This window comes from Streptosporangium oxazolinicum, from assembly GCF_039537505.1.
GTDB lineage: Bacteria > Actinomycetota > Actinomycetes > Streptosporangiales > Streptosporangiaceae > Streptosporangium > Streptosporangium oxazolinicum.
In genome coordinates this window covers 273,356-300,355 of record NZ_BAABAQ010000003.1, presented here as the reverse complement: position 1 = coordinate 300,355, position 27,000 = coordinate 273,356, and the positions used below count along the sequence as shown (strand labels likewise).

Annotated in this window: 22 protein-coding genes; 16 read left to right on the top strand and 6 right to left on the bottom strand. The window is 71.4% G+C overall.

The genetic code is table 11. The annotated features are described in order from the left end of the window. Window positions 1-174 precede the first annotated feature (174 nt). The 10 genes from ABD817_RS11010 to ABD817_RS10965 all read left to right on the top strand — a co-directional run bounded on the left by ABD817_RS11010 (window position 175) and on the right by ABD817_RS10965 (window position 12,286). A complete protein-coding gene (locus tag ABD817_RS11010) occupies window positions 175-1,179 on the top strand; it encodes a LacI family DNA-binding transcriptional regulator (protein WP_344917709.1) in 1,005 nt (334 codons plus the stop codon). Continuing rightward, window positions 1,176-2,426 carry a sugar ABC transporter substrate-binding protein gene (locus ABD817_RS11005; RefSeq protein ID WP_344917708.1) on the top strand — a complete coding sequence of 417 codons (1,251 nt, stop codon included), beginning with the start codon at window positions 1,176-1,178 and terminating at the stop codon, window positions 2,424-2,426. The genes ABD817_RS11010 and ABD817_RS11005 overlap by 4 nt, the downstream gene beginning before the upstream one ends. Before the next feature lie 2 nt (window positions 2,427-2,428). Further along, window positions 2,429-3,376: a carbohydrate ABC transporter permease gene (locus tag ABD817_RS11000; protein WP_344917707.1), complete on the top strand. Its 948-nt coding sequence runs from the start codon at window positions 2,429-2,431 to the stop codon at window positions 3,374-3,376. A 44-nt stretch (window positions 3,377-3,420) separates the two neighbouring features. Then, window positions 3,421-4,230, top strand: coding sequence for a carbohydrate ABC transporter permease (locus ABD817_RS10995; protein ID WP_344917706.1), 810 nt, complete (start codon window positions 3,421-3,423; stop codon window positions 4,228-4,230). 19 nt (window positions 4,231-4,249) lie between these two features. After that, a complete protein-coding gene (locus ABD817_RS10990) occupies window positions 4,250-5,860 on the top strand; it encodes a glucoamylase family protein (RefSeq protein WP_344917705.1) in 1,611 nt (536 codons plus the stop codon). 59 nt (window positions 5,861-5,919) lie between these two features. Continuing rightward, window positions 5,920-7,746, top strand: coding sequence for a GH39 family glycosyl hydrolase (locus ABD817_RS10985; protein ID WP_344917704.1), 1,827 nt, complete (start codon window positions 5,920-5,922; stop codon window positions 7,744-7,746). 92 nt (window positions 7,747-7,838) lie between these two features. Beyond that, on the top strand, window positions 7,839-8,642 hold the full coding sequence (locus ABD817_RS10980) for an RNA polymerase sigma factor (protein ID WP_344917703.1): 804 nt from the start codon (window positions 7,839-7,841) through the stop codon (window positions 8,640-8,642). Continuing rightward, window positions 8,635-9,732 (top strand): CU044_5270 family protein, encoded by a 1,098-nt coding sequence (locus tag ABD817_RS10975; RefSeq protein ID WP_344917702.1) that lies wholly within the window; start codon window positions 8,635-8,637, stop codon window positions 9,730-9,732. The genes ABD817_RS10980 and ABD817_RS10975 overlap by 8 nt, the downstream gene beginning before the upstream one ends. Before the next feature lie 211 nt (window positions 9,733-9,943). After that, on the top strand, window positions 9,944-10,489 hold the full coding sequence (locus ABD817_RS10970; protein WP_344917701.1) for a hypothetical protein: 546 nt from the start codon (window positions 9,944-9,946) through the stop codon (window positions 10,487-10,489). A 351-nt stretch (window positions 10,490-10,840) separates the two neighbouring features. Continuing rightward, entirely contained in the window at window positions 10,841-12,286 is a 1,446-nt protein-coding gene (locus ABD817_RS10965) for a PepSY-associated TM helix domain-containing protein (protein ID WP_344917700.1), read from the top strand. 135 nt (window positions 12,287-12,421) lie between these two features. On the opposite strand, the gene ABD817_RS10960 is transcribed toward ABD817_RS10965, so the two are convergent. From ABD817_RS10960 to ABD817_RS10950, 3 genes are all read right to left on the bottom strand, one after another. After that, on the bottom strand, window positions 12,422-13,225 hold the full coding sequence (locus ABD817_RS10960; protein ID WP_344917699.1) for a helix-turn-helix domain-containing protein: 804 nt from the start codon (window positions 13,223-13,225) through the stop codon (window positions 12,422-12,424). Window positions 13,226-13,417: 192 nt separating this feature from the next. Then, window positions 13,418-15,619: an accessory Sec system translocase SecA2 gene (gene secA2 / locus ABD817_RS10955; RefSeq protein WP_344918101.1), complete on the bottom strand. Its 2,202-nt coding sequence runs from the start codon at window positions 15,617-15,619 to the stop codon at window positions 13,418-13,420. A 469-nt stretch (window positions 15,620-16,088) separates the two neighbouring features. Continuing rightward, a complete protein-coding gene (locus tag ABD817_RS10950; RefSeq protein ID WP_344917698.1) occupies window positions 16,089-17,207 on the bottom strand; it encodes a DMT family transporter in 1,119 nt (372 codons plus the stop codon). A 469-nt stretch (window positions 17,208-17,676) separates the two neighbouring features. Here ABD817_RS10950 and ABD817_RS10945 point away from each other — a divergent pair, with 469 nt between their 5' ends. From ABD817_RS10945 to ABD817_RS10935, 3 genes are all read left to right on the top strand, one after another. After that, window positions 17,677-18,042: a VOC family protein gene (locus ABD817_RS10945; RefSeq protein WP_344917697.1), complete on the top strand. Its 366-nt coding sequence runs from the start codon at window positions 17,677-17,679 to the stop codon at window positions 18,040-18,042. A 290-nt stretch (window positions 18,043-18,332) separates the two neighbouring features. Then, a complete protein-coding gene (locus ABD817_RS10940; protein WP_344917696.1) occupies window positions 18,333-19,943 on the top strand; it encodes a pentapeptide repeat-containing protein in 1,611 nt (536 codons plus the stop codon). A gap of 173 nt (window positions 19,944-20,116) precedes the next feature. Beyond that, the gene (locus ABD817_RS10935) at window positions 20,117-20,977 is read left to right on the top strand and encodes a DMT family transporter (RefSeq protein WP_344918100.1); all 861 of its coding nucleotides are present in this window, start codon (window positions 20,117-20,119) and stop codon (window positions 20,975-20,977) included. Between the two features lie 15 nt (window positions 20,978-20,992). Here ABD817_RS10935 and ABD817_RS10930 read toward each other — a convergent pair whose 3' ends face one another. Then, complete coding sequence (locus ABD817_RS10930; protein WP_344917695.1) at window positions 20,993-22,207, bottom strand: FAD-dependent monooxygenase; 1,215 nt, start codon at window positions 22,205-22,207, stop codon at window positions 20,993-20,995. A gap of 73 nt (window positions 22,208-22,280) precedes the next feature. Between ABD817_RS10930 and ABD817_RS10925 the strand changes: the two genes are divergently transcribed. Next, window positions 22,281-22,859: a TetR/AcrR family transcriptional regulator gene (locus tag ABD817_RS10925; protein WP_344917694.1), complete on the top strand. Its 579-nt coding sequence runs from the start codon at window positions 22,281-22,283 to the stop codon at window positions 22,857-22,859. Between the two features lie 163 nt (window positions 22,860-23,022). Here the strand turns inward: ABD817_RS10925 and ABD817_RS10920 are convergent, their stop codons facing one another. Both ABD817_RS10920 and ABD817_RS10915 read right to left on the bottom strand, forming a co-directional pair. After that, window positions 23,023-23,610 (bottom strand): GNAT family N-acetyltransferase, encoded by a 588-nt coding sequence (locus ABD817_RS10920; RefSeq protein ID WP_344917693.1) that lies wholly within the window; start codon window positions 23,608-23,610, stop codon window positions 23,023-23,025. 44 nt (window positions 23,611-23,654) lie between these two features. Next, window positions 23,655-24,251 (bottom strand): YdeI/OmpD-associated family protein, encoded by a 597-nt coding sequence (locus ABD817_RS10915; protein WP_344917692.1) that lies wholly within the window; start codon window positions 24,249-24,251, stop codon window positions 23,655-23,657. A 76-nt stretch (window positions 24,252-24,327) separates the two neighbouring features. Here ABD817_RS10915 and ABD817_RS10910 point away from each other — a divergent pair, with 76 nt between their 5' ends. Together ABD817_RS10910 and ABD817_RS10905 are read left to right on the top strand one after the other, a co-directional pair. Next, window positions 24,328-25,530, top strand: a complete 1,203-nt coding sequence (locus ABD817_RS10910) for an acyl-CoA dehydrogenase family protein (protein ID WP_344917691.1) — start codon at window positions 24,328-24,330, stop codon at window positions 25,528-25,530. Between the two features lie 59 nt (window positions 25,531-25,589). After that, window positions 25,590-26,765: an acyl-CoA dehydrogenase family protein gene (locus ABD817_RS10905; protein WP_425583314.1), complete on the top strand. Its 1,176-nt coding sequence runs from the start codon at window positions 25,590-25,592 to the stop codon at window positions 26,763-26,765. Window positions 26,766-27,000: the final 235 nt, after the last annotated feature.

The window sequence follows — 27,000 nt, the reverse complement described above, 5'->3', positions numbered from 1 at the left end:
CACCGTGCCCGTTTGGTAACGGTGATGTAACAAACCTTTACTGGTGATTACCTCCAGTGATTGACTCCGAGCATCCACTGTAAGCGCTTCCACTTCCTGTCGCCGTTGAGTGTAAGCGCTTCCACTCGCCGGGAGATCGGACGACAGGTGTCAAACAGTGACGAAGGTCAGGGTGTGACCATCTACGAGGTCGCGCAGCGGGCGGGCGTCTCCATCGCCACCGTCTCCCGGGCGCTGCGCAACACCGGCCCCGTCGCGGCCGGGACGCGCGAGAAGGTGCTGCGGGCGATTCAGGAGCTCAGCTTCACCCCCAGCCGCCTCGGCGTCTCCCTCGCCCAGGGCCGCCACGCGGCCAACGGGATCGTCTTCCCCGACCTGTCGGGCCCCTATTTCGCCGAGGTGCTCCTCGGGTACGAGGAGGTGGCCTCCGACCTCGGCCGCTCCGTGCTCATCCTGTCCACGCGCGGGCGGGCCGCCGTACAGGACCTGGTCAGGGACCTCGCCGGCCGGGTGGACGGCATGGTGATCTTCGGCAGGACCGTCGAGGACGCCGTGGTGGACGAGATCGCCAGGAGCAGGACGCCGCTGGTCCTGCTCGCGCGCGACCCCGTCGAGTGGGCGGACGCGGTCTCCAGCGAGAACACCGCGTCGGCCGAGGCGCTCACCACCCACCTGCTCGGCCACGGTTACTCCACCTTCGCCCTGGCCGGGGACGACGACCGGGGCGACGTCACCCAGCGCTGGACGGGGGTGAGGCGGGTCCTGTCCGGCCACGGGATCCGGCCCCCGGAGCCGCTGCCCTGCGAGCTCACCGTGGAGGGCGGGTACGCGGCGGGACGGACGCTGCTCGGCGGGGGAGCCGGTGACGGGCGGCGTCCCCGGGCGGTGATCTGCGCCGACGACCAGGTGGCCCTCGGCGTCATCCTCGCGGCCGAGGAGCTCGGCCTCGACGTGCCGGGCGACGTGGCGGTCACCGGCTGGGACGACATCATGGCCGCCCGCCACGCCAGGCCCGCCCTCACCACGGTGCGCCAGCCCATGCGCCTGCTCGGTGCCCGCGCCGCCCGCGCGCTGGACGAGCTCATCAAGGGCACGCGTACCGTCCCGAACTCCGAGATTCTCCCCACCCAGCTGATCGTGCGGTCCAGCTGCGGTCCTCACCCCCTGGAGGAAAAGTGAAGAAGTACGCCGTCGGGATCCTCGCGTTGGGACTGGTGCTCGCCGGGTGCGGCCGGGGCGGCGGAGGGGCCGCGGAGCAGGCGAGGGACGTCGACACCGGCAAGGCCACCGGTGAGGTCACGGTCTGGGCGATCGGCGCCGAGGGGGAGGCGCTGGGCGCCTTCGCCAAGGACTTCGAGACGGCCAACCCCGGCATCACGATCAAGGTGACCGCGCTCGGCTGGGACGTGGCCCACGACAAGATCACCGCGGCCATCGCGGGGAACGCCACCCCCGACATCACCATGCTGGGCAGCACCTGGATGGGCGAGATGGCCAAGACCGGCGCCCTCGACCCCACCCCGGCCAACCTGATCGACAAGTCGGCGTTCTTCCCCGGGGCGTGGGGCACGGTCGAGGTGGAGGGGACCGCGTACGGCGTGCCCTGGTACGTCGAGACCCGCGCCCTGTACTACCGCGAGGACCTCGCGGAGAAGGCGTCGGTGAAGCCGCCCACCACCTGGGAGGAGACCACCGCCTTCGTGAAGGCGCTCAAGGAGAGGGGCGGCGCCTCGCTCGGCGTCGAGCAGAACTTCCGGCAGGGCTCCTGGCAGGAGGTGCTGCCGCTGGTGTGGCAGGCGGGGGGTGAGATCGTCTCGGACGGGAAGTGGACGCTGGACACGCCCCAGATGGTCAAGGCGCTCAAGCAGTACGGCTCGTTCTTCGAGAGCGGGCTCGCCAGCACCGACCAGCCGACCGGCGCCTTCCCGCAGACGTTCGTCAACGGGAAGGTCGGCGCCTTCTACTCGGGGCCGTGGATGATCGCGGGCCTGGAGAAGGAGGGCGGCGACGGCTTCGGGGAGAAGTTCGCCGTCGCCCCCTACCCGAAGGGGAGCGCGGGAGGTCCCAGCCTGGTCGGCGGCAGCGACATGGTGGTCTTCAAGGACGCGAAGAACCGCGACGCCGCCTGGAAGTTCCTGCGCTGGCTCGTCGACCCCAAGGTCCAGGCCGGCTGGTACACCAAGGTCAACGCGCTGCCCAGCGTCGAGGCCGCCTGGCAGGACCCGGCGCTCACCGCCGACGAGCGCGTCACCGTCTTCGGCGAGCAGCTCAAGGACGCCAAGGCCGTCCCCGCCGTCCCGACCTGGGAGCAGGTGGCCAAGGTGCTGGAGACCGAGATCGAGAAGATGGCCCTGGGCAAGCAGACGGCCGAGGAGACGGCGAAGAGCGTCCAGGAACAGGCCGAGACCATCGGGACCGGGGTCTGACCGTGGTGGTCGACGAGCGGGTGGGCTCGCGCGAGTCCACCGGACCGGCCCCCGCCCGGGAGCGGCGGCCCCGGGGCGGATTCCGCCGTACCGGCCTGGCCTGGATGTTCGTCACGCCCTTCGTCGTGATGTTCGCGGTGTTCTGGGCGGGGCCGCTCCTCGTCGAGCTCGGCATGAGCTTCACCGACATGCGCAGCACCGACGTGCGCGACCCCCTCGGGGTGAACCTCGTCGGGATCGACAACTACCTGCGGCTGTTCGACGACGAGCTCATGCGCAAGGCGGCGGTCAACACGCTGATCTTCGTGGTGACGGCGCTCCCGCTCACCATCGCCCTCGGCCTGGGCGCGGCCGTGGCGCTGAACTCGGGGATCGCCCGGCTGCCCGCCGCGTTCTTCCGGCTCGGTTACTACCTGCCGTACGTGACCAGCATCATCGGCGTCGCGGTGGCCTGGAGGTTCCTGCTCGAACCCGACGCGGGACTGGTCAACCAGCTGCTCGGGGCGGTCGGCGTGGACGGCCCCCGCTGGCTCGCCGACGAGGACCTGGCGCTCCCCGTGATCATCGTGATGACCGCCTGGCGGAGCTTCGGCTTCGACATGGTCGTCCTGCTCGCCGCCCTCCAGGGCATCCCCAGGGAGCTGTACGAGGCGGCGGAGGTCGACGGCGCCGGGCGCTGGGAGCGGTTCCGCTCCGTCACGCTGCCGATGCTCCGCCCGGCGCTGCTGTTCTGCACCGTCTACAGCTCGATCGGGTTCGCCCAGTTCATGGAGGAGCCGCTGGTGATGACCCGGGGAGGCCCGGCGGGGGCGACCACCTCGGCGTCGCTCGCCATCTACAACCAGTTCGGCTCGGGCAACTACGGCTACGCCGCCGCCGCGGCGAGCGTCCTGTTCACCGTGATCGTGGCCCTGGCGGTCCTGCAGTTCCGGATCGGGAGGTCCAGATGAGACCGGCTCAGGACGTGAGACCGACACCGGGCCGAGGGGCCCTCGTGAAACGCCGCTTCTCCACGTACGCGCTGCTCAGCGCCGGACTCGTGCTCGTCGTGCTCCCGTTCGTCTGGACGCTGCTCACCTCGTTCAAGCCGGAGACCGAGATCAGGCGGGACCCGCCGGAGTTCCTGCCGACACAGTGGACGCTCGGCAACTACGGCGAGCTGCTGGAGAAGATGAACATCACGCAGGTGTTCGTCAACAGCGCGGTGGTGGCCCTCGCCACCGTCGCGGGCAACCTGCTGTTCTGCTCGATGGTCGGATACGCCTTCGCCAAGATGGCCTTCCGCGGCAAGAACGTGCTCTTCGCGCTGGTCCTGACGCAGATGGCGCTACCCGCCATCGTGGTGATGATCCCGCAGTTCGTGCTCATCGCGAAGCTCGGCCTGGTCAACACCTTCCTCGGGATCATCCTGCCCGGCCTGGTCACCCCGCTGGGCATCTTCCTGATGCGCCAGTTCATCGCGGACATCCCCGACGAGCTGATCCACGCCGCGCGGGTCGACGGCGCCAAGGAGTTCCGGATCTTCTTCCGGATCGTCATGCCGCTCTGCAAGCCCGCCCTGGCCACACTCGGCCTGATCACGTTCCTCGGCTCGTGGAACAACTTCCTCTGGCCCGCGGTGGTGGCCCAGAGCGAGGACAGGTACACGCTGCCCGTCGCGCTGGCGATCTTCAACGGCTACCAGGGCACCCAGTACGGCCTGCTCATCGCCGGGGCGGTGGTCGTCGTGCTGCCGGTCCTCGTCCTCTTCGTCTTCCTGCAGCGCTTCTTCACCCAGGGCATCGCCTCCACCGGACTCAAGTAACCCACGTAAGGAGCCCCCCGTGCGTCGTCTTCACGCGGCCGTCCTGGCGGCCTGTCTGGCCCTGGTCGCGGCCGTCCCCGCTCCCGCCTCGGCCGCCCCTTCCCCCACCCCCTCCGTCTCCCCCTCCGCGTCTCCCCTCGTCTCCCCCTCTGTCCCCTTGACAGCGTCGACAACGTCGGCGGGGCGGCAGCGGGAGCTGCTGCGCCGCTACGCCGCGGACACCTGGAAGTCCATGGACGCGATGACCGACCCGGCGACCGGGCTGCCCTCCGACAAGATCGACGGCTCGCTCGACCCCGCCACCCGCGCCAAGGTGACCTCGCCGACCAACATCGCCACCTACCTGTGGAGTACGGTGGCCGCCCGCGACACCCGCCTCATCTCCAGAACCGAGGCCCTGCGCCGGGTGGCCAGGACCCTCGCCTCCACGGCGAAGCTGGAGCGCCACGCCCCGACCGGCCAGTTCTACAACTGGTACGACCCGCGCACGCTGGAGATCGTGCGCACCTGGCCGGAGAACGGCTCCGCCGTCCAGCCGTTCCTGTCCAGCGTCGACAACGGCTGGCTCGCGGCCTCCCTCATGATGGTCCGCAACGCGGTGCCCGAGGTCTCCAGGCAGGCCGGGGCGCTGCTGAAGGGCATGGACTTCGAGTCCTACTACGACCCGCAGGCCCGGCCCGACGCGGGCACCGGCCTGCTGCGCGGCGGGTTCTGGCCGGAGAAGCCCACCGGCTGCTCGGTCGAGAGCGACTACAACGACTCGGGGACCACCGTCCACTCCACCTGCCACCACTACGGCGCGCTCACCGAGGCGAGGATCGCCAGCTACGTCGGCATCGCCCTCGGCCAGCTCCCGCCCGAGCACTACTACGGCATGTGGCGCACCTTCCCCGACACCTGCGACTGGTCGTGGGCCGAACAGAAGCCGGTCGGCGCCTGGCGCACGTACATGGGCGTCAACGTCTTCGAGGGCACGTACGGCTACCGAGGCATGCGCCTGGTGCCCACCTGGGGCGGCAGCATGTTCGAGGAGCTGATGGTGACCCAGCTCGTGCCGGAGGACGTCTGGGGCGCCAGAAGCTGGGGCCGCAACCAGCCCGTCTACATCGCCGCCCAGATCGAGCACGGCATGAACGAGGCGAAGTACGGCTACTGGGGCTTCTCCCCGTCCAACGACCCCGCCGGGGGCTACCGCGAGTACGGCGTGGACGCGATCGGCATGGACACCCCCGGCTACACCTCCGACCAGGAGCGCACCTCCGTCGACTACGGGTTCGAGGGATGCCGCGAGGGGCAGCCCGAGCCGACGTCGTACGGGGACGGCGTCGTCACCCCGCACGCGTCGTTCCTCGCGCTGCGCCACGCGCCCGGCGCGGCCCTGACCAACCTCGCCAGGCTCAGGGCGAACTTCGACGCCTACGGACCGGGCGGTTTCTACGACGCGGTCGCCGTGCGCAGCGGCAAGGTCGCCAAGCAGTATCTCGCCCTCGACCAGGGAATGATCATGATCGCGCTCGGCAACGCGCTCGCGGGCGACAGCCTGCGCCGCCACTTCGCGACCCGCGACGTCACGGCCAAACTCGCCCCCGTCCTGCGCCAGGAGGAATGGGCCGTCGTGCCTCCCAAGTGAGCCGCTCCTCCCGAGGGAGCCCGCACACCCACCCACCGACCATCGGGGAGACGTATCTGATGAGCACGGCCGACGCCGCACGCCGAGACTGGCAGGCCCGCATTTACCGGGCGTCGGGGGAGGTGACCTCGGCCGGACGGGTCGAGGTCACCGCCCCCCGCGGCCTGCGCGCCGACAGCGGGGGCGGGCACGTCACGCTGACCTGGGAACCGGTGGCCGGGGCCATCGGCTACCTCGTCCACCGCGCGCCCGCCGAGGAGGGGCCGTACACCTCGACCACGCAGCGCGACGTCGACGTTCCGGCCGTGCCGGATCCGCACTACGTCGACACGCGCGGGGAACCCGCCTGGTACCGGGTCGCCGCCGTCACCGCGATGGAGCGGACCGGCCCCCTCTCCGGACCGGTGTTCGCCGCGCCGCTCACCGAACCGGGCGCGACGGCCCTGCGGGTCGACGCCTCCGCGAGCACGCGGCCGCTGCCCAGGCCGTGGAAGTACATGATCGGCTCCGAGCACCTGTCGTACATGCTGTCCGCCGACACCGTGGGCGGGCGGCCGATCGGCCCCGAGCTGACCGAGGCGCTGCGGACGACGCGGGAGGAACTCGGCGTCGAGACCGTGCGCGCCCACGCGATCCTCTGCGACGACCTCGGCGTCTACCGGGAGGACGACGACGGCGAGCCCGTGCACGACTTCACCCGGGTGGACGAGGTCTACGACACGATCACCGCGCTCGGCCTGCGGCCGATCGTGGAGCTGTCGTTCATGCCGCGCGACCTCGCCTCCGACCCGTCGAAGACGGTCTTCGGCTACGGGGCGATCATCTCCCCGCCCAGGGACTACGACCGGTGGGGCGACCTGGTCCGCGACCTCACCCGGCACCTCGTCGACCGGTACGGTCTGCGGGAGGTGGTCGACAACTGGGCCTTCGAGGTGTGGAACGAGGCCAACCTGGAGGTCTTCTGGAGCGGCACGCCGCAGGAGTTCTTCCGGCTGTACGACGTGTCGGCGGCGGCCGTCAAGGACGTCCACCCGGACATCCGCGTCGGCGGCCCGTCGTCGGCGGCGAACGGCTGGGTCCAGGAGCTGATCGACCACGTGGACGCCTCGGGCGCGGCGCTCGACTTCGTCTCCACCCACACCTACGGCAACGCCCCGCTCGACTGGCGGCCCGTCCTGGAACGGCACGGCCGTGCGGGCACGCCGATCTGGTGGACGGAGTGGGGCCCCACCCCCACGCACTTCCACGGCATCGGCGACGGGCCGTTCGGGGCGGCGTTCCTGCTGCACGGGATGAGGTCGGCGGCCGGGCGGGTGGACGCGCTGGCCCACTGGGTGGCCTCGGACCACTTCGAGGAGCTGGGCCGTCCACCGGCGCTCTTCCACGGCGGGTTCGGCCTGCTCACGGTCGGCAACCTGCGCAAGCCCCGCTACCTCGCGCTCACCCTGGCCGACCGGCTGGGCGAGGACGAGCTCGCCTGCTCGGCCACCGGCGACGTCGCGGGGGTCGAGGCGTGGGCGGCGCGCTCGGCCACCGGCGCCGTCGGGGTGCTGGTGTGGAACGGCACCCTCGACCAGGACAGGGCCGACGGCGCGGCGATCCTGTCGCGCGAGGTCACCCTCACCGTCGAGGGACTGGCCCCGGGGGAGTACGCGGTCGGCCATCACCGGATCGACGAGCGGCACTCCAACATCCGGGCGGTCTGGGCGGAGATCGGCGGGGGCGCGGACTGGCCGGAGGGCGGGCAGTGGGAACGGCTGCACGCCGCGAACACCCTGGACGAGCTGGAACCCGCCCGTACCGTCCGCGCCGAGGACGGCACCCTGAGGCTGGAGTTCACCCTGCCCATGCCCGCCGTCTCCTACCTGGAGTTCACCCCGGTGTGACGGGGGAGCGCGCCGATCCTGTCGCTTTCGGGAACCGCGGGCACGCGGGAGGGCAACAACGGGTGTCCTGACCGAGAGCCGAGAGGCCGGATATGAGCGAAACGAGCCGGACCCGGGCGGGGACGGGCGGCACCTTCCCCATCGACGAGGCGCGGGACCGTGACGCTTTTCCCGCCGACTTCCCCGCCGACTTCCCCGTCGGCGGGGAAGTCGGCGGGGCGGGGGATCGTGACACCCTCCCCGTTGACGGGGCGGGGTGTCACGAGGCCCTCCCCGCCGACGAAACGCGGGACCGCGACGTCTCTCCCGCCGACGGGGCCGAGGCCGACGACGCCCTTCTCATCGAGCGGTCCCGGCGGGAGCCGGAGGCGTTCGCCGCGGTCTTCCACCGGCACGCGCCCGAGATCAAGCGCTACGTCACCCGGCGCCTGGGAGCCGACGCGGCCGAGGACGTCGTGGCGGACACCTTCCTGGCGGCGTTCCGGGGGAGGGAGGGCTACGACCCGTCGCAGCCCAGCGCCCGCCCGTGGTTGTACGGCATCGCGACCAACCTGATCAGGCGGCACAAGCGCGTCGAGGTGCGGCAGCTGCGCGTTCTCGAACGGACCGGCGTCGACCCGGTGACCGTCCCGTTCACCGAGCGCAGCGACGAGCGGCTGAGCGCCGGTGCCGTGCGGCGCAGGCTGGCGGCCGCCCTGGCGCGGCTGCCCGCGGGCCACCGGGACGTGCTGCTGCTGGTGACCTGGGGCGGCCTCACCTACACGGAGGCCGCCCAGGCGATGGACATCCCGGTGGGCACGGTCCGCTCGCGGGTCAACCGGGCCAGGAGCAAGGTGCGCGAGGAACTCGGCGGGGCCGACCCCACGTCCGTCAGCGAGGAGACCTTCCATGGATGAGATGACCCAGGTGAACCGGCTGCGCGCCGAGGTGCCCCGGCCGGGTCCGGCGGAGCTGCGCGCCGAGGAGCGGCGGCTGCTGTCGGAGATCGCCGCCTACGGCGCGGCGTCACCGGCACCGGCCACCCGCCGGGCACACCGCTCGGAGGGCTTCAGGAGGAACCTCCGGCTGAGCCTCAGGACGAGCATCGCGATGGGGGCGGGGGCCGCGATGGTCGTGGGACTCGGATACGTCGGCACCCGTTCGGCCCTCCAGCCGGAGAGGACCGTCCAGGTGACGCCCATGGCCATGTCGGCGGTCCTCCAGCGGGCCGCGGACACCGCGAGCCAGTGGGACGAGCTGCACCCGGAACCCGGGCAGTTCCTCGCCTACGAGTTGCAGGTCATGTTCCCGGCCAAACTGAAGGAGGGCGGGAAGGACGTTCGCTACCTCAAGCGCAGCCTGCTCAAGGTGTGGCTGCCGGTCGAGGGCTCCCCCCTGAACGGAGGGGTTATGGCGAGCGAGCACCTGGAGCCGAGGCCGTTCCCCGGGGAGCCGCTGCCCGCCGATGCCGAACGGAGGAAGGGAAGCGTCGGGGCCCCGTCGAAGCTCACCGGCTACGACATCCGTCTCGACCACCAGCGCACCGACTACGCCTTCCTGAGCCGGTTGCCCACCGATCCCGCGGGGATGCGCGAACACCTCTACCGGGATCTGGCGCAGGACCCCCTGGCCGACTACAAGGCGTGGGGAAGTGTCGGGTCGATGATCACGCAGGCGTACATGCCGTCCGCCCAGCGAGCCGCGCTGTTCCGGGCGGCCGGTACGATCCCCGGCGTCGAGACCGTCGCCGAGGCCGAGGACGCCGCCGGGCGCAGGGGGGTCGCGGTGGCCATGGTCAACAGGTTCGGCGGGGTGCGGCACGAGTACATCTTCGATCCTGCCACCTACCTGTACCTGGGCGAGCGCGTCGTCGTGGTGGACGCGGCCGCGGCGGGAGCGCCCGAGGGCACCCTGCTGACCTCGACGGCGCAGCTGAAGGTCGAGGTGGCCGACCGTACGCCCGAGGTGGCCGACCCCACGCCCGAGAACTCCGGCCCCGCGTCCTAGGGCTCCGGCCACGCGCCCGAGGCGCGGCACGGGTAGGCCGGTGACCGCGATGGAACCGGCACCCGCACCCGCGTCGCCGCCTCGCCCGCGAACACCACACCAGTAGCACAGACCGCCCAATCGTGACGTACAGGTCGGGTGGTATTAATCCACACTCCTCACAACGGGTCAAGGGGATGGCTAATTCGCCATTCTCTGTCACCATTGCCCCATGCACGCCTTCCGTTTTGTTCGCGCCGCGGTGTTCGCGGTCGTGTGCGTGACGGCGTCACTGGCCATGCACGTGCTGGCCGGAGGCAGCCCGGTGGGACCGGGTGTGCTGGTCTGGGCGGTGCTGCCGACCGCGGCGGGCGCGTTCGTGCTCGCCCGGCGGCGGCGTGGCTTCGGCATGCTGCTGGGCGCGAGCTTCGCCGCGCAGTACGGCATGCACCTGTGGTTCACCTCCGGCGCGGTACCGCCGTCGACCGGGCACGAGCACGGCGCCGGTGACCTGTCCACCGGCCTGTTCATGCTGCTGGTACACGCCCTGATGGCGGTGCTGTCGGCCCACTGGCTGGAGCGCGGGGAGTGCGGCCTGGCCACGCTCCTGCTGCTGCTCTTCGCCTCGGTCCTCACCCTGCTGCGGTGGCACGCGCCCGTCGTCCAGCGCGTCACCCTCCCCGCCGCGACCGCCGCCGACCGGGTGTCACCGGTCACCCGGCTGCTCGCCGCCGCCGTCTCGCGCCGCGGGCCGCCCGCGCCCTCGCACGCCATCTGACATCGGGCGGTCGCGCCCGGACGCCGCCGTGCCCTCGCGGGCCCGCGCCTCCGAGCGCCGTACCCTCCCCGGCCGCGGGTCGTCGCGCCGTCGCGCCCTTCCCGGCCGGTGAGCCCGAGCGCCGCCACAGTGCCGCCACAGCGTCGTCACAACGTCGCCGCAGCGGCGCCCGGCGGCATCCGCCGGCACCTGCCACGCCATGCCAACGGGCCGCGAGCCCGGTTCTCACCATGCCTTTCCACCGGTGAGAGCCGGAGCACCGCCTGCCCTTCGGTGACGCCGACCTGAACCTCACACCGCGGGGGCGCGTACCTGACGGTGCGCGCGTTCCCTGTGAACGGAGAACCTCCCATGACGTCTGACGTCGAGATCCAGCCCGAGGCCGGACCCTCCGGCCCCTCCCCGACCCCCGTGCCCGGAGTGCCCTCCACCTGGGCGACGCTGCGCTCGCTCCTGCTCCGCCTGCACTTCTACGCCGGAATCCTCGTCGCGCCCTTCCTGCTGGTGGCGGCGACGACCGGCCTGCTGTACGCCGCCTCCTTCCAGTTGGAGAACGTGGTCCACTCCCACGAGCTGACGACCTCCGTACCGGCCGGGCAGCAGAAGCTGCCCGTGGCGCGACAGGTCGCCGCCGCCACCGCCGCGCATCCCGGGGGAACGGTCGGGGCCGTATGGACCTACGACGAGCCCGGCGCGACGACCCGGGTACTGTTCAACGATCCCGGCCTCCCGGAGAGCATCCGCACGGCGGTCTTCGTCGACCCGTACACCGCCGAGATCCGCGGGACGCTGGAGAGCTACGGCAGCTCGGGCGCGCTGCCCGTGCGAACCTGGATCTCCCAGCTCCACCGCCACCTGCACCTGGGCGAGCCGGGACGCGTCTACAGCGAGATGGCCGCCAGCTGGCTGTGGCTGGTCGCGCTCGGCGGCCTGGTGCTGTGGCTGACCCGCCGTCGCCGTGCCGGTCGGCGGCTGCGCCGCGTCCTCGCCCCCGAGCGCGGCGCCCGCGGCCTGCGCAAGACCCTCTCCTGGCACGGCTCGGTCGGCCTGTGGGCGCTGGTCGGCCTGCTCGCCCTGTCGGTCACCGGCCTGACCTGGTCGAAGTACGCGGGAGTCAACGTCGACGTGCTCCAGACCTCGATCGGCTGGTCCACCCCGTCGATGCCCGTCTCCGGCGGTCACGGTGACCACGCGGCCGGAGGGTCCGGGGCGGGCGCCACCCCGGCCGTCGACGCGGACCAGGTCGTCCGGGCCGCGGCGGGCAAGGGCCTGTCCGGACCCCTGGAGATCGTCTGGCCGGCCGAGCACGGCGACCCGTACGTCGTCAAGGAGGTGGACCGCCTCTGGCCGCAGCGCAACGACCAGGTGGCGGTGGACGCCGCCAGCGGCCAGGCGGTCGCCGAGCTGCGCTTCGATGACTTCCCCATCGGGGCCAAGCTGACCCGGTGGGGCATTGACGGGCACATGGGAGTGCTGTTCGGCCTGGTCAACCAGATCCTGCTGGCCGTGCTCGCCCTGGCGCTGATCTCGGTCATCGTGTGGGGCTACCGCATGTGGTGGCTGCGCCGTCCGACCCGAGGGTTCGGTACCCCCTACGAGCGCGGCGGCCTGCGGCGGCTGCCCCTGGCCGTGGTCCTGCCCCTGGCGGCCGTGGTGATCGCGGTGGGCGTGTTCCTGCCGCTGCTGGGCATCTCGCTGCTCGCCTTCCTCGTGGTCGACGTCGTCCTGGCCAGGGTCGCGGCCTCGCGCGCGAGGAAGCGGGAGGACAGCGAGCCGGCAGCCGGGGTCACCGGCTGAGACGCACGGAAGACCTTCCAGGACCCGGACCGGCCGGGACCGGGTGACACCGGCCGGGACCGGCCAAGACGGCGGGGGTGCGGCGTGGGGCGCACGCCGCATCCCCGCCCCCCTGTCAGTCCTTGTCAGTCCTCGTCAGTCGGGGTGGTGCTGGTGCTGCAGGTAGGCGGCGGTCTCGGGGTTCGCCGGGAAGTACGCCTCGATGGCCAGCTCGGCGACGGTGATGTCCAGCGGGGTGCCGAAGGTGGCCATGGTGCTGAAGAAGGCCAGCTCCCGGTAGCCGCGGCGGAGCCGGAGGGGGATCACGATGTCACCGGGTCCCGGCCGGTCTATCTCCGGCTCCGGCTGGTCGCAGGGGTAGTCGTCGAGCTCCTGCCAGAGCGCCGCCAGGTCGGGATCGGCGGTGAGGCTCATCTGGCGGCGGAGCCGGTGCAGCAGGTGGGCCCGCCACTCGCCCAGGTTGATGATCCGCTGTGCCATGCCCTTGGGGTGCAGGCTCAGCCGCAGCACGTTGACCGGGGGGACGAGCAGCTCCGGTGCGACCCCGCGCAGCAGGACCCCGGTCGCGGCGTTGCGGTCGACGAGGTTCCAGCGCTGGTCGACGACGACCGCCGGGTACGGCTCGTGCCCGCTCAGCACCTGCCCCAGCGCCTCCCGTACGGACGCCATGTGCGGTGAGCTGAGCGGCGTCTCCGCGTAGAGCGGTGCGAACCCGCCCGACAGCAGCAGGTGGTTGCGCTCGCGCAGCGGGAGCTCCAGCTCCTCGGCGAGGTGGAGGATCATGTCCCTGCTCGGTTTGGACCGGCCCGTCTCCACGAAGCTCAGGTGCCGGGTGGAGATGTCGGCCTGGATCGCGAGGTCCATCTGGCTCATCCGCCGTCGTTCCCGCCACTGGCGCAGAAGCTCGCCTACCGGCCGGGACGCGCTGGTGGTGGTCACGTACGCCACGATAACGGGGGGTGGTCGGCGAAACCATTACCACGTACGTAACGCGTGTCATGATGTCGGAGCCGAAGCCGGGGTCTCACATCTCCCCGGCGAATCCGAATCGACGGCGACACGGTCGTGGTTCGAGTGAGCACCATCCGGCATCGGCCGGACGCCCGCCGATCGCGGTGAGGGTGATGCCGGTCAGCGGTGGCGGACCTTGGTGGCGAGACGGTTGAGGATGCGGTCCCACTCGGTGCCGAAGGGGTTGTCCTGGACGAGGTAGGTCCAGGTGGCGGTGGGGCGCTTGAGGCCCGCGCCCTCAAGGTCGAGGCCCTCGTCGGTGACGGAGGCGGTCTCGAAGGTCTCGACCGAGCGTGACTCGATCTCGGCCAGCAGGCGCTGGTAGGCCGGGACGGCGTCCTTGTGGAACTCGTCGATCGGGTTGAGCCTGCCGAGGACCCGCAGGTGGATGCCCTCCCGCAGCTCCGCGAGGTACGCCAGGTGGTCGGCCCAGCCACGGTCGAGATGGAACAGCACGATCTGGCGGGCGGCCTCGTGCAGCACGTCCTCGCCGACGCTCTCCTGAAGCTCCGCCCACCGCTCGGGGGCCGCCTTGGCCAGGGCGTCGCCCGCCACCCGGTCGCGCAGGACCCGGTCGCGGCGCTCCAGCAGCTGGCCGCGCTGGCGCTCCAGCAGGCGGGTGTAGCGCCAGGTGTTGCGGTGGATCTCCATGTTGACGCCCTCGGCGACCCGCTGGGCGTGGCCCACGAGGGAGTGCTCCGGCACGCCCTTGGCGTACTCGTCGGCGACGTAGTGGGCGATCAGCTCGTCCTCGCCGCTGACGAGGAAGATCGAGCCGCCGGGGTCGCCCTGGCGGCCCGCGCGCCCGCGGAGCTGGTCGTCCAGGCGACTGCTGGTGTGCCGTCCCGAGCCGATGACGTACAGGCCGCCGAGCTCGTCGACGCCCTCGCCGAGGCGGATGTCGGTGCCGCGCCCGGCCATCTGGGTGGAGACCGTGAGCGCGCCGCGCTCCCCGGCCCGGGAGATGATGGCCGCCTCCTCGGCGTCGTTCTTGGCGTTGAGGACCACGCACTCCAGCCCGCGCCCGGCCAGGGTGAGCGCGAGGCGCTCGGACTCGGCCACGTCCAGGGTGCCGATCAGGATCGGCCGGCCGGTGGCGTGCACCTCGACGATCTCCTCGACCAGCGCGAGATCCTTCTCCATGCGGTACTCGAAGAGGCGGTCGGGCTCGTCGATCCGCACGTTCGGCCGGTTGGGCTGGACCACGGCGACCTTGAGGTCGTAGAACTCCCGCAGCTGGTCGCCGACCGCCACCGCGGTGCCGGTCATGCCGCACTTCTCCGGATAGCGGGTGATCAGCGCCTGGACGGTGATCGAGTCGAGGATCTCACCGGTCTCCGACGGCGGGAGCGCCTCCTTGGCCTCCACCGCCGCCTGCAGCCCGTCGGGCCAGCGCTGCAGCAGCGCCACCCGGCCCCGCGACGGGTTGATCAGGTGCACCTTGCCGTCGCGGACGATGTAGTCGACGTCCTTGGTCAGCAGGGCGTGCGCGTGCAGCGCGAGGTTGACGTCCGTCAGGGTGGCCGGGGTGTCGTAGAGGTCGAGGCCGAGCGCCTGCTCGACGGTGTCGATGCCCTTGCCCGTCAGGTGGACGTTGCGCGCCTGGTCGTCGAGCTCGTAGTGGTAGCCCTTGACCAGCTGCCTGACCAGCGCCGCCATCTCCGGCACCGAGTCGCCGGGGTCGGCGGCACCGGCCAGCACCAGCGGCACCCGGGCCTCGTCGACCAGCACGGAGTCGGCCTCGTCGACCAGCGCCACGGCCGGTGCGGGCACGATGAGGTCGTCCACGCGGGTGCTCAGCCGGTCGCGCAGCACGTCGAAGCCGATCTCGCTGACCGAGCCGTACGTCACGTCCGCCGCGTAGGCCGCCCGGCGCTCGTCGGGTGTGGAGTTCTGTCCGATCCAGCCGCTGGAGACGCCGAGCGTCTCGTAGAGCGGGCCCATCCACTCGGCGTCACGCTGGGCCAGGTAGTCGTTGACCGAGATGACGTGGACGCGCTTGCCCTGCAGGGCGTATCCGGCGGCGGCCATCGCCCCGGACAGGGTCTTGCCCTCGCCGGTGGCCATCTCCGCGACGTTTCCCGACAGCATCGCCAGCATGCCGACCAGCTGCACGTCGTACGGCCGCAGGTCGAGCGTGCGGCGCGCGGCCTCCCGCATGATCGCGCAGAACTCCGGAAGGTCGTCGGCCGACGGCGTGGGCAGCTCGTCGAGCGCGCGGATCCGCTCCTCGCGGGCCCCGGCCTCCGCGACGACCCGCTCGAACTTCGAGAGGTCGATGGAGCCGGGGCGTTCGAGGAGCCGCCTGAAGAGCTGGGTAATCGAGGCCACGTTCCCTCCAACGCCCGTCTCCGGGCTCGCGTTCCGTCTCTCCGCACATTGTGGTGCAAAGATCGGCCGTTCAGGATCCAGGTGCGTCCATCAGATTTTCGGGGCACCGGGGACTCGTCGTGTCATAGCACGATAAGTCGGACGTGATTTTAGCCAACAAGTCGTGGACATCCACGGTGATCGGAACAAAGGTTGGGACATGGCCTTCTCCGGTCACCGGTACTCCGGTCACCGGTACGAGATCCACCTCGACCGCCTGGCCGGGAGCCCGCCCCCCGTACTCGACGTCCATCGCCGACCTGGGCCGCGTTGAGAGGGCTCCGAGCCACGGCCACGGTTCCGGCACCGCGAGCCCTCCGCCGGGACGGCCGCGCGACCCGCGAGGGTTCCGTACGGCTCACGCGTGTGGGTGGCCCGGCGAGGGTCTCGTACGGATCCTCGTACGGGACCCTCGCGCGGCTCACGCCGGAGCGGTCGCCTGTTCCCTCTCCTTCAGGGCGAGCAGGGCGACCGCGCCGAGCAGCAGGACGCTCCCGCACACCGTCGCCGGGGTGAGCCGCTCGCCGAGCAGCGCGACTCCCAGGAACGCCGCGCCGACCGGCTCCACGAGGGAGATCACGGCGGCCGTCGTGGCGCGTACCGAGGCGAGACCGGTGAAGAAGAGCCCGTAGGCGAGGGCCGTCGGGACCGTACCCAGGTAGACGACGACCGCCCAGGAGGCGAGCGGGTCACCGGAGGGCAGCAGGCCCTGGGCCAGCGCGACGGGGAGCAGGCAGAGCCCGCCGACGACGAAGCCGCCCATCGCGGTGGTGTACGGCTCGTCGGCGGAGGCCCGGTTGAGCAGGGTCACGCCCGCGTACCCGGCCGCCGACAGCAGCGCCCACCCGATGCCGTACGCGGAGAAGGTCGCCGATCCGTCGTCGAGCGTCAGCACGGCCAGGCCGGTCAGGGCGATCGCGACCGCGCCCAGCCCCGCCGCGCTCAGGCGCTCGCCCAGCAGCAGCCGCCCACCCGTGGCCACGAGGACGGGGGTGGCGCCTATCGTGACCACGGTCGCCACGGCCAGGCCCGATTCGGCGATCGCCGCGAAGTAGGCCGTCTGGTAGACGGCCATCGCCACGCCGGTGACCAGGACCCGCCCGAGCACCGAGCCCCGCCGGGCGAGGCGGGCTTGCCGGAGGGCGGCGAACGGTCCGGGGTGCGGGGTCTCTTCGAGGGATGTGTCCTCTTCGGCGGGACGGTTTCGCCGGACGGGGGTGAGGGGTCCGGTGTGCCGGGGCCCTTCAGCGGGACGGTTCCCTCGGGTGGAGGTGAGTGGTCCGGCGTGCTCGGGACCTTGGGCGGGGCGGTTTCGCCGGTTGGCCGCGAATGGTGTGGTGTGCCGGGTTCTTCCCAGGCCGAACAGGGAGGCGGCCAGCAGGAGCACGACCGCTCCGGCGGCGAACCGCCAGAAGGAGACGGCGACGGGGCCGAGCCCGCCCGCCTGGTGGAGCAGCGCGCCGGCCGCGCCGCCGGTGCCCCAGGCGGTCGCCGCGATGGACACGTACAGCAGGCCCCGCCGTACGGAGACGTGCGTCATGGAGATCTCTCCAGATGAGGTGGTTGTCGTCAGGTCGCACGTACGCGGACGGCAAGCACCCACCGGACCGCTCGGGTCCGGTCGTCAGGAGAGAGGGCCGCCCGCTAGTGGGCGGGGGGCGGGGAAACGATCAGAAACACGAGCTCACCCTAGCCAGGCGCTCCTCACGACGGCCACCACTTATCCCGGTCGCGCGGCCCGTTCCGGTGCTTGTACGGAGCCTGCTTCCACTGCCTGTGCCGGGACCGTGTCAAGAACCGGCCCGGAGCCTGTTCCAGTAACTCGTGCCGGGAAGCGTGTCGGCCACCTGTTCGGGCTTGTGCTCCGGCGCCTGTGCCGGGAAGCGTGCCGGGAAGCGCATTGGGAACCGGGGCACCCGTTCCAGTGCCGAGGATGTCCCGGCACCGTTCGGGGAACGGCCCCGGCAAACGTGACAGTGGCTGACAGGTATGGGCGAGACGATCGTTCCATGACCACGACAGCACAACTTCTCGCGGTGAACATCGATTGCGCCGAGCCCAGGCGGCTGGCCGAGTTCTACGCGGCCGTCCTCGGCTACGAGGTCCAGTACGCGGAGGACACCTATGCCGGTATCGGCGACGGCACGATGAGCATCTACTTCCAGCAGAACCTCGACCGCAAGCCGTCCACGTGGCCGGGTCCCGACAAGCAGTTCCACCTGGACGTCCGCGTCCCCGACCTGGAGGGGGCCATCCGGGACTACCTGGAGCTCGGAGCCACCCGGCCCGACTTCCAGCCCGGCGAGGGAAAGTGGGTCGTACTCGCCGACCCCGAGGGACACCTGTTCTGCGTCTGCCCGCCCAGCGGCCAGTGACCACCGGCCACTGACCGAGCGAACCCCCTCGGACCGGACGAACGCCGGGGGCCCGGTCCGGGCTCGACCGCTGACCACGCGGCCCCCGGACCGGGTCACCGCCCGAACCCCCGAAGCCCCAGGGCCCGGGGTCTCGGGGGCTGGATGCCGCGCCGGACGATTGGACGATCCGGGAGTGATGCGCTGAAGTTGCCTTCCGGGTTCTCCTCTCCCTCCAGGGACGGGGACGGCCCGTTCTTCCCCGCCTGAGGCTCGCCCGTAGGCGAAGGCCCCACCCCCAAGGAGGACTGATGAGGCGGCACCCCGGGCGCGGGACGATCGGCGTGGGCTCACTCGTCGCGGCGGGGGCGGTGGCGACGGCCGCGCTGGTGGCGAGTCGCGCCGGGGCGCCGGACGTGGCCGCCTACGTACCCCTGCCCGGCCTGCTCGCCCTGGTGGCCGCGGCGCTCGCGGGGGTGGGTGCCGGGCTGATCCTGGCGCGTCCCCGGCGGGACGACCGCGCGGCACTGCGCGTCCTGTCCTGGTGGTGGGTCCTCGGCGGCGTCGTACTCATCGTCGTGTCCATGTGGAGCGCCACGGCCGTCCTGCTGTCCCTCGCGGACACGGCACCGGACGCGGCCAAGCGTGTCGAGATGCGCCTGGACGCGGTGAAGACCGGCCTGACCGTGGGCGCCGGGGCCGTGGGACTGGTGGCGCTCCTCCTGGGGGTGCGCCGCCAGTGGCTCGGGGAGCGTACGCAGGCATACCAGGAGTACGACGCCGACGAGCGGCGCGTGACCGAGCTCTACACCAAGGCGGCCGACCAGCTCGGGCACGACAAGGCCGCCGTACGCCTGGCCGGTCTGCACGCCTTGGAACGCGTCGCGCAGGACAATCCCGAACACCGTCAGACGATCGTCGACGTGATCTGCGCCTATCTCCGCATGCCTCCTGTCCCCGCCGCGCCGGGGGATGGGGAGTCCATGAGCCAGGAGAAGGCCGTCGACCCGCAGGAACTCCAGGTGCGCGCCACGGCCCAGGGGATCCTCAGGAACCATCTGCGCTGGAGCCGGTCCGAGCCGGTCCGGCCCGTCACGTTCTGGCCGGACATCGACCTCGACCTCACGGGGGCGTGGCTCATGAAGCCGGCGTTCGTCGACTGCCGGATGCGGGAGGCCCGGTTCGGCGGAGTCAGGTTCGAGGGGTTCGCCCGTTTCGACAGGGCCACCTTCGAGGACGTGGCGGTGTTCGGGGGAACCGTCTTCACCGGCAGGGCGGCCTGGGGCGAGGCCAACTACAAGGTGGGCTTCGAAGGGGCCGTGTTCAGGGGCGACGTCATGTTCAGGGAGGCCGTGTTCGGCCTCCGGGCGGATTTCAGGGAGGTCACGTTCGAGCGGGCGGCACTCTTCAGCCGGGCCGTCTTCAGGGACCGGGCCCTTTTCCGCACGACCACCTTCGCGGGGGACGCGATCTTCGGCGACGCCGTGTTCGAGAACGAGGCCGTCTTCCGCCAGGCCGCCTTCGAGGGAGGGGCCTCCTTCTCCGAGGCCCGCTTCACGACCGTGCCCGCCTTCTGGGAGGCGACGGTACGGGAGGCTCCCGGCGTCCGGCGATCCTGGCCCACCGGCTGGCGCGAGGCCACCCACGACGACGGCTCCGGTTCCGCGCGTCTTGTCCGTGATGATGGTTCCGGTACTGCGCGTCCCATTCGTGATGACGGTTCCGGTATCGCACGTCTTGTTCGTGATGATAGTTCCGCGCGCCTTGTTCGCGACGATGGCTCCGGTGCCGCGCGTCCCGTTCGGGAGGGCTCCCGGTCCGGTGAACCTGTCGGCCCCCGGACCGGCGACGGCGGTCCGGGGGCCGACGAGGCCCAGGCCGATGACCAGGACGCCGGACATGCCCGGGGTGCCGGTTCGTGAGAGTTTTCCCGCCCGGTAGGGCGCCAAGCTCTCACCGGCACCGGCCGGGTGGTGTCTCGCCGCACGTCATACGGCCGAGGAGGGTCCCTACCCGTTCGTCGCGCGCCCTAAGCTTGCGGGATGACCCGTGAATCGCTTCTTTCCGGATGCCCCGTCCGCTATGTGGGGTGGCGATGACCTGGGTCGGGATATCCATCGCCCTGGTCGGCGCGTTGGGTTACGCCCTGGGGGCCGCGCTCCAGCAGTTCGAGGCGGTCTCCGAGGGCGCCTCGCTGAAGCTGATGAAGCGGCCCCGCTGGTGGCTCGGCGGCGTCATCGGTTTCACCGGGGCGTCCCTGCACGCCGTCGCCCTCAGCTTCGCGCCGCTGATCGCGGTGCAGCCGATCAGCGTGGCGACGCTGGTGTTCGCGGTACCGCTGGCGGCGATGCTGCACGGCAGGCGCCCGCACAGGGCGGAGATCTTCGGTTCGGTCGCGGTGGCCGTCGGGCTGCTCGGACTGTTGCTGCTGGTCCCCGCGCATCCCGTGAGACCTCACATGACGAACCAGGAGGCGCTGGGCTTCCTCGGCTGTGTCGGGCTGGTCGTGCTGGTGACCCATCTGCTGGGACGGAAGATGACCGGTTCGGCCCACGCGCTGGTGCTGTCGGTCGGCGCGGGGGCCGTGACGGCCAGTGTCTCCACCTTCGTCCGGGTGGTGGGCGGCAACTTCGACGGTGACCTGAGCGCGCTGCTCAACTGGTTCACGGTCGCCATTCCCGTGCTGCTCGTCTGCGCGGTCGTGCTGCTGCAGAAGACCTACGAGGTGGGTTACTTCGGCATCTCCTACGCCGCCGTCCAGATCGTCGACCCGATCACCTCCATCCTCGCGGGGGCTCTCCTGCTCGACGAGGCGGTGCCCAGCGGATGGCTGAACGTGATCCCCGCCCTCTTCGCCGCCGCGTTGCTCGTCTGGGGGACGATCACTCTGGGACGTCTCTCTCCCGACCAGGGGGTTCCCGCCCCGATGCGCGAGAAGGTGAACGTCGCGCCGTAGGCGTATCCGCACCGGTCAGGCGGAAGGGGGTGTCCAGCTGAGTACCTCGTCCATCGGGCCGTGCACGCGCGAGGGGGCGAGCCGCCAGCTGAGCGTCACCATCGCGTCGCGCAGCCGCACGGCCAGCGGGTCGCGCAGCCGGGTGATACGGCAGATCGTGGCGGACCGGGCCACGATCCTGGACGTACGCTCCAGCCGGGCGGCGGTGTAACCGGCCAGACCGCCACTCCCGCCGCTCCCACCGCTCCCGCCCGGTGGCACCGCGCCTTCGCCGTACGCTCCGGTGCCGCCGGTGAACCTTTCGCCGTCGCCGACCACGTGGGCCAGCACCACCGCGTCCTCGATCGCCTGGCAGGCGCCCTGCCCCATGTTGGGGGTCATGGCGTGCGCGGCGTCGCCCAGCATGGCGACCCTGCCCCGGTGCATGGCGGGCAGCGGGGTGGCGAGGTGGTGGACGTCGTTCCTCAGAACCTTCTCCGGTGAGGCCGCCGCGAGCAGCTCCGGGATCGGGGAGTGCCAGTCCCCGAACAGTCGTCGCAGCTCGGCCAGCTGGTCCCCACCACCGCCGCCCGCCGGGACGGTGTCGGTGGCGTAGCAGTAGAACGTGCCCCCGGCGAGGGGCATGACGCCGAAGACCCTGCCGCGCCCCCAGCTCTCGTACGCCTGGCCCGGGACGCCCTCGGCGGGGATGAGCATCCGCCAGCTGGTGACGCCCGCGTAGCGGGGGCCGGGGTGCCCGGGGAACAGCGCCGACCTGATGGGGGAGTGGATGCCGTCGGCCGCCACCACCAGGTCCGCCTCCACCGGCCCGTCGGGGAGGGTCACCAGGCCGTTCTCCGCGTCGACCTCCGAGACCTCGGTGTTCAGCCGGACCGTGCCGGGTGCGAGGCGGGCGGAGAGCACGTCGACCAGGTCGGGGCGGCGCAGCAGCACCACGGAGTCGCCGCCGTTGCGTGCCGAGGCGGCCTCCACGCTGGTCCTCACCAGCCACCTGCCGTCGGAGCGCCTCATGCCGCCCGAGCCCTGGATGGCCGACAGCTCGCGGATCTCGTCACCGGCTCCGAGCGTGTCGAGCGCCCTGAGCGCGTTGGCGGCGACGGCGAGTCCCGAGCCGACCGGTTCCAGGGACGCCGCCCTCTCGAACACCGTCACCTCCCAGCCCCGTCGCTGCAACGCCACCGCCGCCGTCAGCCCGCCGATGCCCGCCCCGATGACCGCCGCACGTGCCATGACCTTCTCCTCTACCGCGAATGCAGTGGACATTACTACGCCTGTAGTTGAACTACAAATGTAGTATCAGGGGGTGAAGTCCCAACGCGCGGAGCTCGTCGCCGATACCGCCATCGCCCTGCTGGCGGATCGGGGAATGCGCGGCCTGACCCATCGGGCCGTGGACGAGGCGGCGGGACTGCCGCCGGGGTCGACCTCCAATCTGGCCCGCACCCGCTCCGCGCTCCTGGAGCTGACCCTCGCCCGGCTCACCCAGCTGGAAATCGCCGCGTTCACGCCGCTCCGCGACTCTCAGGGGCCGGACGTGATCGAAGCGCTCGCCGAGATGACGGCCCAGGCGCTCTGGACGCAGCTGACCGTCGGCCGACGCTGGACGGTCGCCCGCTACGAGCTGGCCCTTGAGGCCACCCGCCGCCCCGAGCTGCGCAAGATCTACGACAGGACCGGTGAGCGCTTCCGTGACCCCGTGGTCGCGATCCTCTCCGCCGTGGGGTCGTCCGACCCGGTACGGCACGGACGCCAGATCATCGCCTTCAGCGAGGGGGTGATGTTCGACGCCATCGTCGGCGCCGGAGCGGAACCGACCCTGGACGACCTCCGCCTGGGGGTCAGGGAACTCCTGCGCGGCATGCTCGGCCACGAGGCCCTATAGACCCCTGTAGGTCGTGCGTTGCGGGGTTCGCTGGCCCGGGGGACGGAGGATTCAGCGGGTTCGGCGGGGGTGACGGTTCGGGCAACGTGACGGCCCAGCGAGGGAGACGGCTCAGCGGGGGAGACAAGCCCAGCGGGGGAGGCGGCTCAGCGGGGGAGATGGCTCAGCGCGACAGGCCGGTGAGGCGGGCGCGGTGGGCGGGCCACTCGTCGTCGAGGATGCTGAAATAGGCGGTGTCGCGCCAGGTGCCGTCGGCACGGCGGCGCTGGCGGCGCAGGGTGCCCTCGGGAACGCCGCCGATGCGCATGATCGCGTTCTGTGAGCGGACGTTCAGGTTGTCGGTCTTGAGCTGGACCCGGTTCACGCCCAGCTTGTCGAAAGCGTGGTCGATCAGCAGGACCTTGCACTCGGTGTTCACCGCGGAGCGCCACACGGACCTGCCGTACCAGGTCCAGCCGATCTCGATGCTGTCGGCGTACCCCGGGGTGTCGATGTAGGTGGTCCAGCCGACCGCGCGGCCGGTCTCCCTCAGGATCACAGCGACCGGCACGTGGTCCGGCGTCCCGATCAGCCGTACCGCGATCTCCGCCAGCTCGGCCTCGGTGCGCGGGGTCGGGGCGGGCATCCAGCGCCACACCTCGTCGTCGCCGCCACCGGCCAGGAACAGGTCGGGGACGTGGCCGCCGGTCAGCGGCTCCAGCCGTACGGTCTCGCCTTCGAGGGTGACGGGAGCGGGCATCTTCGCGGTCATGGGGACGACTCTAGAACCCGGGGTGGACCTGTTCGGAGGTCCACTCAGGGAGTGTTTCCGGGAACCACTCGGCGTTCGAACTGTCCGAGCCTGCGTCCCGCCGCGGAATCCTCGATCAGCCGCGTGAGACGCTTCTCCCTCGTCTCGGGCCGCTTCGCGGTGGTCACCCAGTGCAGCGCGGTCCTGCGGTAGCCGGGCGGCTGGCCCTGAAACCACTCCCACGCCGTCGTCTCCGCCCGGAAGCGGCGCTCCTGCTCCTCCTCCAGCGCGGACTCCACGGCCTGCTCGTGGGAGTAGATCACCGAGTTGTCCTCGGTCCGCTGCTCGAAGGCGAGCAGGCCCGCCGGGCGCATGAGGCCGCGCTCGGTCAGCTCGGCGACCTTGGCGATGTTGACCGCGCTCCACGTGCTGCGCGCCTTGCGCGGTGTGAAGCGGATGCTGTAGCTCCCGGCGTCGACGCTCCTGCGGACGCCGTCGATCCAGCCGAAGCACAGGGCCTGCTCGACGGACTCGGGCCAGGTCATGCTGGGACGGCTGGTGCCCTTCTTGAAGAACCCCACCAGCAGCTCCGCCTCGGTCTCGTGACGCGCCTCCAGCCAGGCGCGGAACTCCTCGGGGGTGGCGAAGAAGACGGGTTCCATGGCGTTCAGCATAGGGGGCGTGTCGACACTCATACCGTCCGGTCGGTACCCTCACGGGAGACCGTGAGGAGGACCCATGGATTTCGCGTTCGACACCGAGACCGAGGAACTGCGGGGACGGCTGCTCGGCTTCATGGACGAGTGTGTGTACCCGGCGGAGGAGGCCTTCGAGGCCCAGGCCGCCGAGAGCGGGTGGGCCACCCCTCCGCTGATGGAGGATCTCAAGCAGGAGGCGCGCAGGCGAGGTCTGTGGAACCTGTTCCTGCCCGGTGAGCACGGCGCGGGCCTGACCAACCTGCGGTACGCGCCGCTGGCCGAGATCATGGGCCGCTCGCCGAGGATCGCCCCGACCGCGACCAACTGCGCCGCCCCCGACACCGGCAACATGGAGGTCCTCTCCATGTTCGGCAGCGAGTGGCAGCGCAAGGAGTGGCTGGAGCCGCTGCTGCGCGGCGAGATCCGGTCGGCGTTCGCGATGACCGAGCCCGACACCGCGTCCTCCGACGCCACGAACATCGAGCTGTCGATCGTCAGGGACGGCTCCGAGTACGTCGTCAACGGCCGCAAGTGGTTCGCCTCCGGCGCGATGAACCCCAACTGCAGGATCTTCGTCGTGATGGGCAAGACCGACCCCGAGGCGTCCTCGCACCGGCAGCAGTCGATGATCCTGATGCCGCGCGACACACCCGGCATGCACGTCAAGCGTGGGATGCACGTCTTCGGCTACTCCGACTCCGACCACGGCGGGCACGCCGAGATCGTGTTCGAGGACGCCAGGGTGCCGGTCGACAACCTGATCGGCGAGGAGGGCGGCGGCTTCGCGATCGCCCAGGCCCGCCTCGGGCCCGGCCGCATCCATCACTGCATGCGGCTGATCGGGATGGCGGAGCGGGCCGTCGAGATGATGTGCGTCCGGACTCTGTCGCGGAACGCGTTCGGCAAGCCGATCGCCCAGCAGGGTGTGGTCCAGGACTGGATCGCCGAGTCGCGGGTGAAGATCGAGCAGCTCCGCCTGCTCGTGCTGAAGACCGCCTGGTTGATGGACACCGTAGGCAACCGGGGCGCCCACGCCGAGATCCAGGCCATCAAGATCGCCACACCGCGTGACGTGGAGTGGATCCTGGACAAGGCCATCCAGTCCCACGGTGCCGGAGGCGTCAGCCAGGACTTCCCGCTGGCCGGTCTCTGGGCGGGAGCGCGCTCGCTGAGGCTGGCCGACGGGCCCGACGAGGTCCACAAGCGATCCCTGGCCTACCGGGAGCTCAAAAAGCACATGTAAGTCCCCTCGGGGCGCGCGAACCGACGAGGGTTGATGGAGATCGACGGAAGGGAGCGTTCGTGGCGCTGGACGAGAAGGCGGTCAGGGAGCGCGCCGCCGCGTTCCTGGCCGGGTACGACCCCGCCGGGGACCGGCTGGAGTTCCTGCGGGCCAGGTTCGACGCCGGGCTGGCCTGGGTGCACTTTCCCGAGGGGCTCGGCGGGCTCGGGGCCGCGCGCGAGCTGCAGAACGTGGTGGAGCGCGAGCTGGAGGGGACGCCGCAGCTCGACCTCGGGACGCAGACGATCGGGCTGGGGATGGCGGCGCCCACCATCTTGACGTTCGGCACCGACGAGCAGCGGAAGCGGTTCCTGCGCCCGCTGTGGACGGGCGAGGAGATCTGGTGTCAGCTCTTCAGCGAGCCCGGTGCCGGGTCCGACCTGGCCACGCTCGGCACCCGCGCGGTGCGTGACGGCGACGAGTGGGTGGTGGACGGGCAGAAGGTGTGGACCTCCGGCGCCCACCACTCCCGGTGGGCGATCCTGGTCGCCAGGACCGACCCGGACGTGCCCAAGCACCGGGGGCTCACGTACTTCGTGTGCGACATGCACGCGCCCGGGGTCGAGGTCAGGCCGCTGCGGCAGATCACCGGCGAGGCGGAGTTCAACGAGGTCTTCCTCACCGGCGTACGGCTCGGTGACGACCTGCGGCTGGGAGAGGTCGGCGACGGCTGGCGGGTCGCGCAGACCACGCTCATGAACGAGCGGGTCGCCATCGGCGGCGCGCCGGTCCGGCGGGGCGGCGGTGTGGCCGGTCTGGTCACCGAGACCTGGCGCTCCCGGCCCGAGCTGCGCACCCACGACCTGCACCAGCGGCTGCTGCGCCTGTGGGTGGAGGCGGAGGTGACCCGCCTGGCCGGTACGCGCCTGCGCGAGCAGCTCTCCGCCGGGCAGCCCGGACCCGAGGGCTCCGGCATGAAGCTCGCCTTCGCCGACCTGAACCAGGCCCTGTCGGGGCTGGACGTGGAACTGCGCGGTGAGGACGGCCTGGTCTACGACGACTGGACCTTCCGCCGCTCCGACACCGTCGACTTCTTCGGCCGGGGACCCGGGTACCGCTACCTCCGCGCGAAGGGCAATTCCATCGAGGGCGGCACCTCGGAGATCCTGCGCAACATCATCGCCGAACGCGTGCTCGGCCTCCCCTCGGAACCCCGCGTCGACAAGGACGTGCCCTGGAAGGACCTCCCACGATGACAGGAGTGAGCCCGACGCAGTGAGTGGAGTGGGTCGTGAGGGACGAGCGGGCCGCGTAGTGAACGAGGAGTGGTGAGCGACCGGTGGCGGAGGGCGAGCCCGACGCGGTGAGTGGAGTGGGTCGTGAGGGACGAGCGGGCCGCGTAGTGAACGAGGAGTGGTGAGCGACCGGTGGCGGAGGGCGAGCCCGACGCGGTGAGTGGAGTGGGTCGTGAGGGACGAGCGGGCCGCGTAG

Coding starts and splice junctions, on each gene's coding strand:
- ABD817_RS10935 (WP_344918100.1), top strand. CDS start 20,117: ATGACCTGGGTCGGGATATCCATCGCCCTGGTCGGCGCGTTGGGTTAC.
- ABD817_RS10980 (WP_344917703.1), top strand. CDS start 7,839: ATGAGCGAAACGAGCCGGACCCGGGCGGGGACGGGCGGCACCTTCCCC.
- ABD817_RS10920 (WP_344917693.1), bottom strand. CDS start 23,610: ATGACCGCGAAGATGCCCGCTCCCGTCACCCTCGAAGGCGAGACCGTA.
- ABD817_RS10965 (WP_344917700.1), top strand. CDS start 10,841: ATGACGTCTGACGTCGAGATCCAGCCCGAGGCCGGACCCTCCGGCCCC.
- ABD817_RS10985 (WP_344917704.1), top strand. CDS start 5,920: ATGAGCACGGCCGACGCCGCACGCCGAGACTGGCAGGCCCGCATTTAC.
- ABD817_RS10975 (WP_344917702.1), top strand. CDS start 8,635: ATGGATGAGATGACCCAGGTGAACCGGCTGCGCGCCGAGGTGCCCCGG.
- ABD817_RS10950 (WP_344917698.1), bottom strand. CDS start 17,207: ATGACGCACGTCTCCGTACGGCGGGGCCTGCTGTACGTGTCCATCGCG.
- ABD817_RS10930 (WP_344917695.1), bottom strand. CDS start 22,207: ATGGCACGTGCGGCGGTCATCGGGGCGGGCATCGGCGGGCTGACGGCG.
- ABD817_RS10910 (WP_344917691.1), top strand. CDS start 24,328: ATGGATTTCGCGTTCGACACCGAGACCGAGGAACTGCGGGGACGGCTG.
- ABD817_RS10970 (WP_344917701.1), top strand. CDS start 9,944: ATGCACGCCTTCCGTTTTGTTCGCGCCGCGGTGTTCGCGGTCGTGTGC.
- ABD817_RS10945 (WP_344917697.1), top strand. CDS start 17,677: ATGACCACGACAGCACAACTTCTCGCGGTGAACATCGATTGCGCCGAG.
- ABD817_RS10940 (WP_344917696.1), top strand. CDS start 18,333: ATGAGGCGGCACCCCGGGCGCGGGACGATCGGCGTGGGCTCACTCGTC.
- ABD817_RS10915 (WP_344917692.1), bottom strand. CDS start 24,251: ATGGAACCCGTCTTCTTCGCCACCCCCGAGGAGTTCCGCGCCTGGCTG.